We start from the raw sequence: 14,284 nt of genomic DNA, 5'->3' as shown, positions 1-14,284 counted from the left end.
GTCACACTCCCTTCTTCGGTCGGCGTTCCGTCGGCTGGGTGACCCGGTCGAGCATCAGGCCGAGGCAGACGATCGCGGCACCGGCCACCAGACCCGTCGCCAGGTCGCCCTGGGCGAGGCCGAAGACGACGTCGTAGCCGAGCGCGCCACCGCCGACCAGGCCGCCGATGATGACGACCGCGAGAACCAGGACCACGCCCTGGTTGACCGCGAGCAGCAAGGAGCGCCTGGCGAGCGGGAGTTGGACCTGCCACAGCTGCTGGGCGGGGGTGGCGCCGAGCGAGCGGGCCGACTCCAGCGCCGCGGGGTCGACCTGGCGCAGGCCCTGCGCGGTGATGCGGACGACGGCGGGCAGCGCGTACACGACGGCCGCGGCGACCGCGGGGGCACGGCCGACGCCGAAGAGGGCGACGACCGGGATCAGGTACACGAACTGCGGCATCGTCTGGAAGACGTCCAGCACCGGGCGCAGGACGCGGTCCACACGATCGCTGCGGGCCGCGGCCACACCGACGGCCACGCCCAGGACGAGGGTCACCGCGACGGCCGCGAGCACCTGGGACAGCGTGTCGAGCGACGGCTCCCACACGCCGAGGACGCCGATGGCGGCCATGGCGAGGGTCGCGGTGAGCGCGGTGCGCCAGGTGCCGATCAGCCAGGCGAGGGCGGCGACGACGAGCAGCACGGCCCACCAGGGCAGCCACTGAAGGCCGTCGCGTACGGGGTCCAGGACCCAGGTGGTGAAGTGGGCCGCCCAGTCCGCGGTGCCGCCGAGGACGGGGACGCCGGAGTAGAGGTGGGCGGTCATCCAGTCGACGGCCCGGTTGACCGGCTCGGCGATGTTCAGCTCCCAGGCCTCGGGCCAGTCGAGCCGGCCCGTGAGGCGTCCGGCAACGGCGACGGCGAGCACGGTGATCAGGGCGTACGCCTGTCCCGCCCGGCCCGTGCGGCGCTCGGTGCCGTCGCCCGCGGCGGCCGTGACGCGGTCCAGGACGACCGCGAGCAGCACGATCGGGATGCCGGCCGCGAGGGCGGCGCCCACGTCGACCGAGGCCAGCGCCTGGTAGACGCGGTCGCCGAGGCCGCCGGCGCCGATGACGGAGGCGATGACGGCCATGGACAGCGCCATCATGATCGTCTGGTTCACGCCGAGGAGGAGTTCCTTGCGGGCCAGCGGGATGCGGGCGGTGAACAGGCGCTGGCGGGCGGTCGCGCCGAGGGAGTCCACCGCCTCCAGGACCTCCTGGTCGGCGCCGCGCAGACCCAGGGCGGTGAGGCGGGCCATGGGCGGGGCGGCGTAGACGACGGTCGCGAGGACGGCGGCGGGGACGCCGATGCCGAAGACCAGGACGACCGGGAGGAGGTAGGCGAAGGCGGGGAGGACCTGCATGGTGTCCAGGACCGGACGCAGGGCCCGGTCCGTCCGGTCCGACAGGCCCGCGGCGAGGCCGAGGACGGCGCCTACGGCGACGGAGGCGAGGACCGCGACGACCATCAGGGCGAGGGTCTGCATGGTCGGTATCCACATGCCGAGGGCGCCGCAGGTCAGGAAGGCCGCGGCGGTGCCCAGGGCGAGCCTCGGGCCCGCGGTGCGCCAGGCGACGAGGGCGGCGAGGGCGGTGGTGCCTGCCCAGCCCGCGGCGAGGAGGAGCAGGTAGACGGCGCGTACGGCGAGGACGACCGCGTTGCTGACGTGGCCGAGGAAGTACAGGAACAGGGGGTGGCTGTCCCTGTTGTCGATGATCCAGTCGCTGGTGGTGGTGAGCGGGTTGGTGAGGTCGACGGTGAGGGCGCTCGGCCAGGTGCCACCGCCCCAGCGGGCGTGGGCGAGGGGGACGAGGATCGCGGCGGCGAGGGCCAGGACGGCGAGCTTGGTGGCGGGCCTGTTCCGGAGCAGGCGCGGGAGGGTGCCCGGGGTCGGTGCGGTGATCGTTGCCATCAGACCGGCTCCGGAGTGGTGTCGGCGTCGGGGAAGGTCGCCTGCCCGGGCCGGCGGGGTGCGCCTTGCTTCGGGACGGGTGCCGCCCCAGCGGCACGACTGCCCGCGGCCACGGGGGACGCGACGGCCGCCCCGTCGGCTCCCGTTCTCGGGGTGACCCCCGCCACCACGTCCAGCAGGCCGTCCGAGTCCACCACGCCCACGCAGCGGCCCTCGTCCACCACGCGTGCCGGGGTGCCCGCTCGGGCCACCGCCTCGATGGCCTCCGACACCGTGGCGGTCGGGGGGACCGCCGGGCCGTTGCCGGCCTCGTGGGCGGACGCGGGGCGCATCGCCGTGCGGACCGTCAGGACCTGCTCGCGAGGGACGTCGCGGACGAATGCGCGGACGTAGTCGTCGGCCGGGGAGCCGACGATCTCTTCCGGCGTGCCCAGCTGGACGACTTCGCCGTCTCTCATCAGGGCGATGCGGTCGCCGAGCTTGAGGGCTTCGCTGAGGTCGTGGGTGATGAAGACCATCGTGCGGCCCTCCTCGCGGTGCAGGCGGACGACCTCCTCCTGCATGTCCCGGCGGATCAGCGGATCCAGGGCGCTGAAGGGCTCGTCGAAGAGCAGCACCTCGGGGTCGGCCGCCAGGGCGCGGGCCAGGCCCACCCGCTGGCGCTGGCCGCCGGAGAGCTGGCTCGGCCTGCGGCTCTCCATGCCCGCCAGGCCGACCTTCGCCACGACCTCGGCGGCGCGTTCACGGCGCTCGGCCTTGCTCACGCCCTGGATCTCCAGGCCGTACGCCACGTTGTCGAGGACCGTGCGGTGCGGCAGCAGGCCGAAGTGCTGGAAGACCATCGCGGCCCGGTGGCGGCGCAGTTCGCGCAGCCGGGACTTGTCCATCGCGCGGACGTCCTCGCCGTCGATGGCGATCGTGCCGGAGGTCGGTTCGATGAGCCGGGTGAGGCAGCGGACCAGGGTGGACTTGCCCGAGCCGGACAGGCCCATCACCACGAAGACCTCGCCCTTGTGGACGTCGAAGGAGACGTCCCGGACCGCGGCCGTGCAGCCGGTGCGGGCGCGGAGGTCGGCGGGGGCCAGTGCGGCGAGTGCGGGGTCCGCCGGGACGCGGTCCGCCTTCGGCCCGAAGACCTTCCAGAGCCCTTGTACGGAGAAGACCGGAGTACTCATCACGCCTCACCACCGATCAGGTCGACGGCGCGCTCCCCGACCATGAGCACGCCGATCATCGGGTTCACGGCGGGCATGGTGGGGAAGACGGAGGCGTCCGCGATCCGGATGCCCTCCAGGCCGCGGATCCTCAACTGCGGGTCCACCACGGCGAGTTCGTCGTCCTCGGCGCCCATCCGGCAGGTGCCCGCCGGGTGGTAGACGGTGTGCGCGACCTTACGGGCGTACTCGCTCAGCTCCGCGTCGCCGACGACCTCCGGGCCGGGGCAGACCTCCCGCTTGAGCCAGCCGGCCAGCGGCTCGGTCCTGGCGATCTCGCGGGCGATGCGGATGCCGTCGACCAGCGTGCGACCGTCGTAGTCGTCCTCGTCGGTGAAGTAGCGGAAGTCCAGGGCCGGCTTGACCGAGGGGTCCGGGCTCGTCAGGTAGAGACGGCCGCGGGACTTCGGCTTGGGGATGTTCGGGGTCATCGAGACGCCGAACTCCGGGCGTTCGTAGCCGAGGCGTTCCGGGTTGTCCGTGAACGGGATCTGGTAGAAGTGGAACATCAGGTCGGGGCCCGCGTGTTCGGGGTCGCGGCGCACGAACAGGCCCGCGTCGGAGTCCATCGCGGAGTTCTCCGGGATGGGGCCGTTCGTCTCCCAGACGATCACGGACTCGGGGTGGTCGAGCAGGTTCTCGCCCACGCCCGGCAGGTCGAGGGCGACGGGTATGCCGAGCGCCTCAAGGTCCTCGCGGCGGCCGATGCCCGAGTGCAGCAGCAGGCGGGGCGAGTCCACGGCGCCCGCGCACAGCAGCACCTCGTTGCGGGCGCGGACGAAGAACTCCTCGCCGTCCTTGGCGCGGACGTGCACGCCCTCGGCCCGGGTCCCGTCGAGTCGCAGCTTGTACGCCCAGGTCTCCAGCAGGATCGTCAGGTTCGGGCGCTCGTCCATCACCGGGTGCAGATACGCCACCGAGGCGGAGGACCGCTTGTTGTCCTCGGGGTGGTAGGCGAGGTCGAAGAAGCCGGCGCCCTCGGTGAACGGCTTCTGGTTGAAGCCCTCCACCCGCGGGACACCGAGCGCCGACTGGGCCGCGTCGACGAAGTCGCGGGCGATGGCGTTCCGGTCCTTCTCGTCCACCGGGACGATGTTGTTCAGCAGCCGGGCGTAGTACGCCTCCATCGGCACGGCGCCCCAGCCCTTGGCGCCGGCCTCCTCCCACTCGTCCCAGTCGGACGGCAGCGGCTTGAACGCGATCAGGGTGTTGTGGGACGAGCAGCCACCGAGGACACGGGCGCGGCTGTGCCGGATGTGGGAGTTGCCGCGTGGCTGTTCGGTGGTCGGGTAGTCGTAGTCCAGTTCGCCGCCGAGCAGGCCCATCCAGCGGCGCAGGGTCAGGACGTCGTCACGGTCGACGTCGCTCGGGCCGCCCTCGATGACGGCGACGGTGACATCGGGGTTCTCGGTCAGCCGGGAGGCGATGACGGAGCCCGCGGTGCCGCCGCCGATGACGACGTAGTCGTAGACATGCGTGTTCTCGGACATGGGGGATCGCTCCATGGGGATGCGGGGAGGAAGGAGGCGGCCGGCTTCGGGAAGCGGCCGGCCTGGTTCGCCGGGGGGTCAGCCCGCGAACCAACGGACGGGCTTGGGCGCGAGGTTCTGGTAGACGTGCTTGCTCTCGCGGTACTCGGCGAGCCCGGACGGGCCCAGCTCACGGCCGACGCCGCTCTTGCCGAAGCCGCCCCACTCCGCCTGCGGGAGGTAGGGGTGGAAGTCGTTGATCCAGACGGTGCCGTGGCGCAGCCGCCCGGCGACCCGGCGGGCGCGGCCCGCGTCGGCGGTCCAGACGGCGCCCGCGAGGCCGTACTCGGTGTCGTTGGCGAGCGCGACGGCCTCGTCCTCGGTGCGGAAGGTCTCGACGGTGAGGACCGGACCGAAGACCTCCTCGCGGACGACCTTCATCTCGCGGTGGCAGGCGTCGAGGACGGTCGGCTCGTAGAAGTACCCCTCGCCGAGACCTTCCGGGCGCTTGCCGCCGGTGCGCAGGACCGCGCCTTCGGCGAGCGCGGAGGCGACGTACGACTCGACCTTCGCGCGCTGCTGCTCGGAGACGAGGGGGCCGCACTCGACGCCGTCATCGCTGCCCCGGCCCAGCCGGATAAGGGCGGCCCGGCGGGCGAGTTCGGTGACGAAGCGCTCCCGCACCGACTCCTCGACGATGAGGCGACCGCCGGCCGAGCAGACCTGGCCGCTGTGGATGAAGGCGGCGTTGAGGGCCTGGTCCACGGCGGTGTCGAAGCCCTCCTCGGTGGCGCAGGCGTCGGCGAAGACGACGTTGGGGTTCTTGCCACCGAGTTCGAGGGCGACCTTCTTCACCGAGACGGCCGCCGCCTGCGCCACCTTGACACCGCTGACCAGGCCGCCGGTGAAGGAGACGAGGTCGACGACGGGGTGCTCGGCGAGGCGGGCGCCCACGGAGTGGCCGGGGCCCGTGACGATGTTCGCGACTCCGGCGGGCAGGCCCGCCTCCGTCAGCAGGTCGATCAGCGCGACGGTCGTCATCGGAGTGATCTCGCTCGGCTTGACCACGAAGGTGTTGCCGGCGGCGAGCGCGGGCGCGATCTTCCAACTGGCCTGGAGGAGGGGGTAGTTCCAGGGCGTGATCAGGGCGCACACGCCGACCGGTTCGTGCACGACGACGCTGTGGACGTCGACCGAGCCCGCGTCCACCACCCGACCCGGCGCCTCGGCGGCGACGAGGTCGGCGAAGTAGCGGAAGGCGTCGGCGACGCAGTCGATGTCGACACGGCCCTCCTCGAGGGTCTTGCCCGCGTCGCGGCTCTCCAGGGCGCCGAGTTCCTCTCGGTCGCGGGCCAGGAGGTCGGCGACGCGGCGCAGGAGGGCGGCGCGTTCGGCGACGGGGGTGCGGGGCCACTCCCCCTCGTCGAACGCGCGCCGGGCGGCCTCGACCGCCAGGTCGGTGTCCTTCTCGTCGCCTTCGGCGACCACGGCGAAGGGCCGGGCGACCGCTGGGTCGATGATGTCGCGGGTGGCCCCGGAGATCGACTCCCGCCACTCGCCGTCGACATGGATCGTCCGTCGTTCGTGCTGCCTTGCCATGATCGGTATTGCCTTCCGTTCCTGTTCAGTGCCCCTGAGTGACAGAGGTGTCACCTTCGGGGACCGGCACCACCTGCCCAGAGCCCGTCGCGGGCATGCGCAAATCGAGGCCGAAAGTGGGCGGCGTCACTGAACATGCGGGCAAATAGGGCGAACCGTACGCTGAGGGCGTGATGCGGGCCACGGAGGCCGCGCACCACGGGGGTCGCGCACCCACGGAGGTGACGTCCATGGCCGGACGGGCGCTGATCTCGGCCGTCGCGGTGAGCGCGACGCTGCTGCTGGCCCCGGCGGCGGCCGCGGGTGACGATCCCAGCGCGCGGCAGCTCGCCGACGAGGCGGAGCGCAACCTCCTGGACGCGAAGTCGGTCCGTCTGAAACTGACGGACCGCGGCGCGGAGGCGGAGAAGAGCAGAACCCAGCCGACCTCGATGGATCTGTCCCTGGACCGGGACGGCAACTGCGCCGGCACGATGGAGATGGGCGCGGACGGTGGCAGCGTCGAGATCGTCAAGCGCGGCGAAGAGGTGTGGTTGAAGCCCGACACCGCGTTCTGGAAGGCGCAGGTGCCGGGCGGCGAGGGCGCCGCGGTCGCGGAGCTGTTCGAGAACCGCTACCTGCACGGTTCCACGGAGGACGCGCTGCTCAAGGGCATGGCCGACACCTGCGACCTGAACAACTTCCAGCGGGACGTCGGCACCGGCTCCTCACCCGGGGCAACCGCCCTGAAGAAGGGCGAGGAGACCACGCGGGACGGCACCGAGGTCGTACCGCTCACCGGCGATCTCGACGGCGCGCGCACCACGCTGTACGTCACCTCCGACGCGCCGCACCTCCTGGTCGAGGCGACCCAGCGGGGCGACGGCGTCGACGTGACGCTGGCCTTCTCCGCCTACGACGAACCGGTCCCGTCCGAGACCCCTCCGGCGGACGAGTCGGTCGACGTCGACAGGCTGGAGGAGGAGTTGCGGAGCGTGTGAGGTCAGAAGGGCCGGTAGTCCTCCGGCGGGTCCTCCCCCACCCGGCCGTCGATCGACTCGCGGATCAGGTCCAGCTGGCCGAGATGGCGGGCGTACTCCTCGACGATGTCGATGAGCAGGCGGCGCAGGCTCGGGGACTCGCCGTCGCGGGACTTGTGGGCGACGAGCTGGTCGGGGCCGCCCTGCGCGAGCGCCTTGCGTATGTTCGCGCGGGAGCCGGCCACCGTCTCTCGCCAGAGCGTGTACAGCTCCTCGGGGCTGTTCCGGGCGGCCGAACGCCACTCCCAGTCGGGCTCGGCGTCCCAGTCCACGTCGTTCCACGGCGGGCCCGGGTCCTGCCCCAGCAGCCGCACCGTGAAGTACTCGGCCTCCACGAGCGCCAGATGCTTGAGCAGCCCGCCCACGGTCAGGGCCGACGGCGCGAGCCGCGCGGTCAGGCCCGCCGCGTCCAGACCCTCGCACTTCCAGGCGAAGATGCGGCGCTGCCGCTCCAGGGAGCCGACCAGGGTGTCGGCCTCGTCCCCGGCGATCGGGGGTTCAAGCGGGATCTCGCTGTGCTCACTCATGCGAGGCACCCTAGGCGGAAGCACGGACACCCGAGCCGGTTCCCTGGACATGCCCGAATCGTCACGGGCAGTTCGCCCCCGTGGGGCAGAACGACGTCAGGGCGGTGGTGAGGGGGGCACGGACCTGGTCCGGGGGCAGGTCCTCGGGGCCGCTGGCGCGGATCGCGTACGGCGTGCCGTCGGCGGCCTCGAAACGGTGGTCGACGACCAGGCGGGGGCCTTTGTCCTCGTCGTCGTAGCGGTAGGTGAGCTCTTCGAAGCCGGGACCCGAGTCACGGGCGAGGGCGCGGTAGCCGGTGCGGGCGGCGAAGCCGTAGCCGGGGGCGGTCTCGGCCTGCGCCAGGGACTCCTCGTAAGTGCGCTCGCTGACTTTGAAGATCTGCAGTTGGCGGCCGTCGTCGGGGGCGTCGTAGTAGACGACCGGGGCCTCCTGGCCCTGTTGCTGACGGCGGATCCAGTCCTCGGGGACGAGGAGGGTGTAGCCGACGGGATCCTGGGCGCGGCGGTAGCCCGGGGTGGCCGCTGCGGAGGAGGACGGGGCGGTGGCGACGTCCGTGGGCGGGGTGGCGACGGGTGCGGTGGCGACGTCCGCGGGCGGGGTGGCGACGGGTGCGGTGCCACCGTCGTCCTGGAGGAGGGCCCAGACTCCGGCGCCTACGCCCACGCCCAGGACGACCGCGGCCAGGAGGGCCAGGAGCAGCCGGGGGGCGCGGGACGGAGGCGGGGAGGGTGCGGGGGCGGAGGCGAAACCGCCGTAGGTCTGGGTCTCCGCGGACGACCAGTGAGCCTGGCCGCGCTCCTCGCTCGGGTCGTGTCCCCATCCGCTCATCGCGAACCCCCCGACTCGCCGTGCCGGCAACGCTTTTCCGACGGTAGCGGCAGAACGGGCCACAGGCCCCGTTCCGGCGGAAACCAGAACGGGGCCTGTGGACTTACGCGGTGGGGCTCAGATGAGGCCGAGGCCGCGGACGGCGTCGCGCTCCTCCGCCAGCTCGGCGACGGAGGCGTCGATGCGGGAGCGGGAGAACTCGTTGATCTCCAGGCCCTGGACGATCTCGTACTTGCCGTCCTTGCAGGTGACGGGGAAGGAGGAGATGAGGCCCTCCGGGACGCCGTAGGAGCCGTCCGACGGGATGCCCATGGACACCCAGTCGCCGTCGGCGGTGCCGTTGACCCACGAGTAGACGTGGTCGATGGCGGCGTTGGCGGCCGAGGCGGCGGAGGAGGCGCCACGGGCCTCGATGATGGCCGCACCGCGCTTGGCGACGGTCGGGATGAAGTCGTCGGCCAGCCACTTCTCGTCGTTGACGACCTCGGCGGCGTTCTTGCCCGCGATCGTGGCGTGGAAGATGTCCGGGTACTGGGTGGCGGAGTGGTTGCCCCAGATCGTCAGACGCTTGATGTCGGCGACCGTCGAGCCCGTCTTCTTCGCGAGCTGGGTCAGCGCGCGGTTGTGGTCGAGGCGGGTCATCGCGGTGAAGCGCTCGGCCGGTACGTCCGGGGCGGAGGCCTGGGCGATCAGGGCGTTGGTGTTGGCCGGGTTGCCGACCACGAGGACCTTGATGTCGTCCGCCGCGTGGTCGTTGATGGCCTTGCCCTGCGGCTTGAAGATGCCGCCGTTGGCCTCGAGGAGGTCGCCGCGCTCCATGCCCTTGGTGCGGGGGCGGGCACCGACGAGGAGGGCGACGTTGGAGCCGTCGAAGGCGACGTTCGGGTCGTCGGTGATCTCGATGCCCTGCAGCAGCGGGAACGCGCAGTCGTCCAGCTCCATGGCCGTGCCCTCGGCGGCCTTCAGCGCGGGCGTGATCTCCAGGAGGCGCAGCTTGACCGGCACGTCCGCGCCGAGCAGCTGGCCGGAGGCGATGCGGAAGAGCAGGGCGTAACCGATCTGGCCGGCCGCGCCGGTGACGGTGACGTTCACGGGAGTGCGGGTCATGGCGTTCTCCGTATGACAGCTGGCGGTGGGGCGTCCCTGCCCCGGACGTTTGATCGATCTCTTGGCGTCAAGAGAGATCCAGCGGTCAGGCTATCGCGCATCCGGGATGCCGGACGTCCAGGTCGGTGTGGCCCACCCCACAGACCCCCGAAAAAGGGGCGGCCGCCCGATCCGGGAGAGGGAAGGACCTGGGCGGCCGCCTGGTGGGGGTACCGGGGTGCCGGACTCCCGTGGGGGTACGGAGCGCGTGCCCGCGTCGGCCGGAACTATTCCTGCGGCGGGGGGATTTCTTTCACCCCCGCCGCGCCGGTCGACGACCGCACCCCCACTCAGCCGCGCTCCTACTGCGTGCAGCCCTCTTCGCCCGCCGCCAGGGTCACGCACGCCGTGGCGTCGCCCGCGTCCTTGACCGCGACCATCGGGGTGTACGCGATGGTGTCGCCGGTGACCGTGATCTTTCCGGTCTGTTCCGTCTTGCCGACCGTCACCCGGACCTCGTCGCCCTCCGCCGCCTGCGTGACGCGACCCCAGGCCGCATTGCAGGTCTCGCTGTAGCGGACCTCCACGACCGCGGTGCCGACGGTGGCCGTCTTGGCCGTGGTCACCAGGTCGCCGCTGCAGCCCATGCTCTCGGCGTCCTTGCCCGTGCACGAGTCCCCGCTGCACTTCACCCCGGGCGGGAGGTTCTGGTCCGTCGTCACCGTCGGCGACGGGGACTTCGCACCGCCCTCGTTCTCTTTGCCGTCGCCCCGGTCCGTCAGGAAGAAGGCCGCCGCGACCACGACCAGCACGCCCACGACGCCCGCGAGGAACATCGTCAGCCGCCGCTTGCCCCTGCCCTCGCCCGAGGGCCCGGCGCCCGGCCGCGGCGTCCGCGGCGGTTCGCCGTAGGAAGGAGCGGAGGGGGTGGAGGGAGCGGAGGAGGCGGAGGGCGCCGAAGGCCTCGTACCGCCGCCCGTTCCGCCGATCCCGCTTCCGCCCGTGCCGCTCGCGCCCGCCCTCGACGGACCCCGGTAGCCCGCGACGCCCCACGAGTTGCCGCCCGACGACGACGCCGACTCCTCCGCCGCGTCCCGAACAGCACCGGAGTCCCGGACCGCACCCGCATCCCGGACCGCACCGGAGTCCCGGATCGCGCCCGAGTCCCGGACGGTCCCCGCCCCCGGTCCCGTCGACTGCGGCGGCACCGTGGGGGCCACTCCCGCCGGTCCCGCGATGCCCGGCGTCGCCGTCGCGCTGCCGCTCTTGCGGGCCGTCCTGCCGCCCTTGGCGTTCGCCGGAGGCGCGCCGAACTCCCCGAGCGCGGCGCGCGCCTGGGAGATCCGGATCGCCTCCATGGTCATGTCGTGCCGCATCTCCGAACGGCTCCACGCCCGCTCGGCCAGCTCCCACATGGTGGTGAGGTGAATCGGATTGGTCCCGGTCACCTCGGCGAGTGCGACGATCGCACCCTTGGGCGCCAGCAGCCGCCCGTTCAGATACCGCTCCCAGGACGTCTTGCTGTAGCCCGTCCGGTCGGCGACCGCCGCGACGCTCAGTCCACTGCGGTCCACCAGCCGGCGCAGCTGGCTGGCGAACTCCCTGACCTGCGGATCCAGTTCATCCGGCAAGGCCCTCCAACGAGGCATTGCTTCCCCCCTCTTCCCCCCGGTCCGTGCTGTCTCTTCCCCCGCGCGTGTCGCCCAGTCAGGATCTCAGGTCCCCGGGTGGGGGCGCACGGGAGCAAGGGGGCCGTGGGCATGCACGGTCGCACGCCCACCGGGCCGCGGTCCAGTCTCCCACCGCCCGTTCCCCTGCGGCCGCTCTCCCCCCGCGGCAAGCGCTGACAGCCGTGCAGGACGTCCCGGACCGTCCCGATTGGCCACGCTAGCCCGACTGTCGAACGACTTCCTTCCAAATCCGCAAACTTGTCAACACATCGCCACACAGAACGCACATGTACGGTCACTCAGGGCACGCGAATCCGGCCTGTTCACCCCAGCATCACCGCCCTGCCTCCGGTACGGATCGGGCGAGCCCGGCCCGGCGGGAGGCCGAACCGGACGACTCGGATGACGGCCCGCGATGTCGCTTCGGTTCCCGACGTTCCGGAACGGTCACCGCTGTGCCACAGCGCACTGACAGTCGTTGAACAGGCCCTTCCCGGTGCACGAAGGTGAAGACGACGGCGGCCCGTCCTTACTCGGGGGAGAGGACGGGCCGTCGTCGTACGCGCGTCTCAGTTGCTGACCGTGAAGTGCAGGGTGTCCTTCAGGAAGGGGATCTCCAGCCACGGGTCCGGCTGCACCATCAGCGCCAGCAGGGCGATCGCCGTGCCGAGCACGCCGTACGTGACGATGTCGGTGAAGCGGGAGCGGACCGCGAGCATGCCGACGTCGGGCAGCAGCCAGCGCAGCGCCCCGCCGAGCAGCAGCGCGACACCGATCAGCAGCGTGCCGACGCGGAAGGTGTCCAGGGCGGTCAGCAGCAGACCCAGGCCGACCAGGACCAGCACCAGCAGGATCGGCCACTGCCGGGCCGGCGCCGGGGCGTCCCCGGGGGCCGCCCGGCCGCCGCCCTCGGGACGGGCCGTGTCCCGCGTGAACAGCGGGAAGCGGCGGGTCGCACGGCGCGGCCGGCCCTCGGCGTCGGGCGCGCTGATGGGGTCCCGCACCTCGATCTCGTCGAGGGCGCTGACAGGGTCCCGCGTCTCGATCTCGTCGGACACGTCGGCGGCGTCACGGGACCCCACGGCATCCCGCCCCTCGGCGGCGTCACGACTCAGCCCGGGGGCGGCGTCCCGCGCCCCCGCGTCCGCCGCACCGGCCCTCTCCCGCGCCTCGGCCGGGTCCACCGCCGCGTTCTCCTGGTTATCGGGCGACACTGCGCTCCGCCGCCTCGACCACGTTGACCAGCAGCTGGGCCCGGGTCATCGGGCCGACGCCGCCGGGGTTCGGGGAGATCCAGCCCGCCACCTCCGCCACGCCCGGGTCGACGTCGCCCACGATCCTGCCCTCGGCGCTGCGCGAGACACCGACGTCGAGGACGGCCGCCCCCGGCTTGACGTCCTCGGGGCGGATCAGGTGGGCGGAACCGGCGGCGGCGATGATGATGTCGGCGCGCTTGAGGTGCGACGACAGATCCCGCGTCCCCGTGTGGCACTGGGTCACCGTGGCGTTCTCGCTGCGCCGGGTGAGCAGCAGGGGCATCGGGCGGCCGATGGTCACGCCACGGCCCACGACCACGACCTCGGCGCCCTTGATCTCCACGCCGTAGCGGCGCAGCAGGGTGAGCACGCCGTTGGGGGTGCAGGGCAGGGGGGCCGGCTCGTTCAGGACCAGGCGGCCGAGGTTCATCGGGTGCAGGCCGTCGGCGTCCTTGTCCGGGTCCATCAGTTCGAGGATGCGGTTCTCGTCGATGCCCTTGGGGAGCGGCAGTTGGACGATGTAGCCGGTGCAGGCCGGGTCCTCGTTCAGCTCGCGGACGACCGCCTCGATCTCCTCCTGCGTGGCGGTGGCGGGCAGTTCGCGCTGGATGGAGGCGATGCCGACCTGGGCGCAGTCGCGGTGCTTGCCGGCGACGTACTTCTGGCTGCCGGGGTCCTCCCCGACCAGGATCGTGCCGAGGCCGGGCGTGACGCCCTTCTCCTTCAGCGCCGCCACGCGGGCGGTCAGATCGGACTTGATCGCGGCTGCGGTGGCCTTGCCATCGAGAATCTGGGCGGTCATGGGCCCATCCTCGCGGATGACGGGGTCCCGGTTCCAATCCGGGTCCCGGCCGCCGGTCCGGCCGTATCCGCGTCGGGGTCGTGCCCATGATCAGCGAGGTTGCACTTGCACAACACATAGGGATTGCGGCTGGACAACGAACCGGCCACTGAAGAACGATTGTCGCCACAGTGCCGCGGGCAGTACCGGGGGGACGAACCGCATCTGTTGAACCTTCCTCCGAACCGTGCCGCTCGACGTCCCCGCACCTTTCGGTCACACGGAGGAACACCGCCATGAGTTTCGGCGACCCGAACAGCCCGTACGGGCCCCCGCCCCAGCAGCAGCCCCCGGCCCCCGGTTACGGCTACCCGCAGCAGGCCCCGCCCGGGACCCCGCCGCAGTACGGGGCCTACCCGTCCGCTCCTCCGATGCAGGGCTACGGCTACCCGCCGGCCGGCCCGGTCCAGATGCCCGGCATCACGCGCGCCGCGCAGATCATGCTCGGCATCATCGTGCTGGCGCACGCGGTCATCGCCGGGCTGTACGGCTACAGCCTGACCGAGTGGGACGAGATCGTGGCGGAGGCCGACCTCAGCGGTAACTCGCAGGCCGAGGCCATCGCCGACCTCGGCAAGGGCATCCTCGTCTTCTTCATCGGCCTCGCGAGCATCTTCGCGCTGCTCGGCCTCGCGCTGCTGCTCCAGTACGCCAAGGGCGGCAACGGCGTCCGGGTCTGCTCCATCGTCTACGGCTCGTTCGCGATCGTCACCGGCATCTTCATGATCGCCGCGTGGGGCATCGGGCTGCTGATCATCGCGGTCGCGATCCTGCTGATCGTGTTCGCGGCCAAGCGGGCCAGCGCGCAGTGGTTCCAGCGCCCGCGGTTCTGACC

At 72.2% G+C, this 14,284-nt stretch carries 12 protein-coding genes; 2 read left to right on the top strand and 10 right to left on the bottom strand.

Going from position 1 to position 14,284, the window contains the following annotated elements:
• Window position 1 precedes the first annotated feature (1 nt).
• The 4 genes from ACWDRW_RS05505 to ACWDRW_RS05490 all read right to left on the bottom strand — a co-directional run bounded on the left by ACWDRW_RS05505 (window position 2) and on the right by ACWDRW_RS05490 (window position 6,221).
• Window positions 2-1,939, bottom strand: coding sequence for an ABC transporter permease (locus ACWDRW_RS05505; RefSeq protein ID WP_451720505.1), 1,938 nt, complete (start codon window positions 1,937-1,939; stop codon window positions 2-4).
• A complete protein-coding gene (locus tag ACWDRW_RS05500) occupies window positions 1,939-3,114 on the bottom strand; it encodes a quaternary amine ABC transporter ATP-binding protein (RefSeq protein WP_451720502.1) in 1,176 nt (391 codons plus the stop codon). The genes ACWDRW_RS05505 and ACWDRW_RS05500 overlap by 1 nt, the downstream gene beginning before the upstream one ends.
• Window positions 3,114-4,643 carry a GMC family oxidoreductase gene (locus tag ACWDRW_RS05495; RefSeq protein ID WP_451720500.1) on the bottom strand — a complete coding sequence of 510 codons (1,530 nt, stop codon included), beginning with the start codon at window positions 4,641-4,643 and terminating at the stop codon, window positions 3,114-3,116. Before ACWDRW_RS05495 ends, ACWDRW_RS05500 begins: the two co-directional genes overlap by 1 nt.
• Window positions 4,644-4,721: 78 nt before the next feature.
• On the bottom strand, window positions 4,722-6,221 hold the full coding sequence (locus ACWDRW_RS05490; RefSeq protein ID WP_451720497.1) for an aldehyde dehydrogenase family protein: 1,500 nt from the start codon (window positions 6,219-6,221) through the stop codon (window positions 4,722-4,724).
• A gap of 230 nt (window positions 6,222-6,451) precedes the next feature.
• Between ACWDRW_RS05490 and ACWDRW_RS05485 the strand changes: the two genes are divergently transcribed.
• On the top strand, window positions 6,452-7,201 hold the full coding sequence (locus ACWDRW_RS05485) for a hypothetical protein (RefSeq protein WP_451720495.1): 750 nt from the start codon (window positions 6,452-6,454) through the stop codon (window positions 7,199-7,201).
• Window positions 7,202-7,203: 2 nt separating this feature from the next.
• On the opposite strand, the gene ACWDRW_RS05480 is transcribed toward ACWDRW_RS05485, so the two are convergent.
• The 6 genes from ACWDRW_RS05480 to ACWDRW_RS05455 form a co-directional block, all read right to left on the bottom strand.
• Window positions 7,204-7,767, bottom strand: a complete 564-nt coding sequence (locus ACWDRW_RS05480) for a DinB family protein (protein ID WP_451720492.1) — start codon at window positions 7,765-7,767, stop codon at window positions 7,204-7,206.
• Between the two features lie 61 nt (window positions 7,768-7,828).
• Complete coding sequence (locus ACWDRW_RS05475; RefSeq protein WP_451720489.1) at window positions 7,829-8,596, bottom strand: hypothetical protein; 768 nt, start codon at window positions 8,594-8,596, stop codon at window positions 7,829-7,831.
• Between the two features lie 117 nt (window positions 8,597-8,713).
• The gene (locus ACWDRW_RS05470; RefSeq protein WP_451720486.1) at window positions 8,714-9,703 is read right to left on the bottom strand and encodes a malate dehydrogenase; all 990 of its coding nucleotides are present in this window, start codon (window positions 9,701-9,703) and stop codon (window positions 8,714-8,716) included.
• Window positions 9,704-10,044: 341 nt separating this feature from the next.
• Complete coding sequence (locus ACWDRW_RS05465; protein ID WP_451720483.1) at window positions 10,045-11,313, bottom strand: DUF2690 domain-containing protein; 1,269 nt, start codon at window positions 11,311-11,313, stop codon at window positions 10,045-10,047.
• A 608-nt stretch (window positions 11,314-11,921) separates the two neighbouring features.
• On the bottom strand, window positions 11,922-12,566 hold the full coding sequence (locus ACWDRW_RS05460) for a DUF3017 domain-containing protein (RefSeq protein ID WP_451720480.1): 645 nt from the start codon (window positions 12,564-12,566) through the stop codon (window positions 11,922-11,924).
• Window positions 12,553-13,410 (bottom strand): bifunctional methylenetetrahydrofolate dehydrogenase/methenyltetrahydrofolate cyclohydrolase, encoded by an 858-nt coding sequence (locus tag ACWDRW_RS05455; RefSeq protein WP_451720477.1) that lies wholly within the window; start codon window positions 13,408-13,410, stop codon window positions 12,553-12,555. Before ACWDRW_RS05455 ends, ACWDRW_RS05460 begins: the two co-directional genes overlap by 14 nt.
• Window positions 13,411-13,685: 275 nt before the next feature.
• Between ACWDRW_RS05455 and ACWDRW_RS05450 the strand changes: the two genes are divergently transcribed.
• Window positions 13,686-14,282 carry a hypothetical protein gene (locus tag ACWDRW_RS05450; RefSeq protein WP_451720474.1) on the top strand — a complete coding sequence of 199 codons (597 nt, stop codon included), beginning with the start codon at window positions 13,686-13,688 and terminating at the stop codon, window positions 14,280-14,282.
• The last annotated feature ends 2 nt before the right edge of the window (window positions 14,283-14,284 follow it).

It is taken from the genome of Streptomyces sp. NPDC003635, from assembly GCF_053587635.1.
This window is presented reverse-complemented; position numbering and strand designations above follow the sequence as displayed.

What these genes read in the sequence shown, in the direction of transcription:
- ACWDRW_RS05505 (WP_451720505.1), bottom strand. Translation starts at nt 1,939, where the DNA reads ATGGCAACGATCACCGCACCGACCCCGGGCACCCTCCCGCGCCTGCTC.
- ACWDRW_RS05470 (WP_451720486.1), bottom strand. Translation starts at nt 9,703, where the DNA reads ATGACCCGCACTCCCGTGAACGTCACCGTCACCGGCGCGGCCGGCCAG.
- ACWDRW_RS05495 (WP_451720500.1), bottom strand. Translation starts at nt 4,643, where the DNA reads ATGTCCGAGAACACGCATGTCTACGACTACGTCGTCATCGGCGGCGGC.
- ACWDRW_RS05485 (WP_451720495.1), top strand. Translation starts at nt 6,452, where the DNA reads ATGGCCGGACGGGCGCTGATCTCGGCCGTCGCGGTGAGCGCGACGCTG.
- ACWDRW_RS05490 (WP_451720497.1), bottom strand. Translation starts at nt 6,221, where the DNA reads ATGGCAAGGCAGCACGAACGACGGACGATCCATGTCGACGGCGAGTGG.
- ACWDRW_RS05455 (WP_451720477.1), bottom strand. Translation starts at nt 13,410, where the DNA reads ATGACCGCCCAGATTCTCGATGGCAAGGCCACCGCAGCCGCGATCAAG.
- ACWDRW_RS05450 (WP_451720474.1), top strand. Translation starts at nt 13,686, where the DNA reads ATGAGTTTCGGCGACCCGAACAGCCCGTACGGGCCCCCGCCCCAGCAG.
- ACWDRW_RS05480 (WP_451720492.1), bottom strand. Translation starts at nt 7,767, where the DNA reads ATGAGTGAGCACAGCGAGATCCCGCTTGAACCCCCGATCGCCGGGGAC.
- ACWDRW_RS05500 (WP_451720502.1), bottom strand. Translation starts at nt 3,114, where the DNA reads ATGAGTACTCCGGTCTTCTCCGTACAAGGGCTCTGGAAGGTCTTCGGG.
- ACWDRW_RS05475 (WP_451720489.1), bottom strand. Translation starts at nt 8,596, where the DNA reads ATGAGCGGATGGGGACACGACCCGAGCGAGGAGCGCGGCCAGGCTCAC.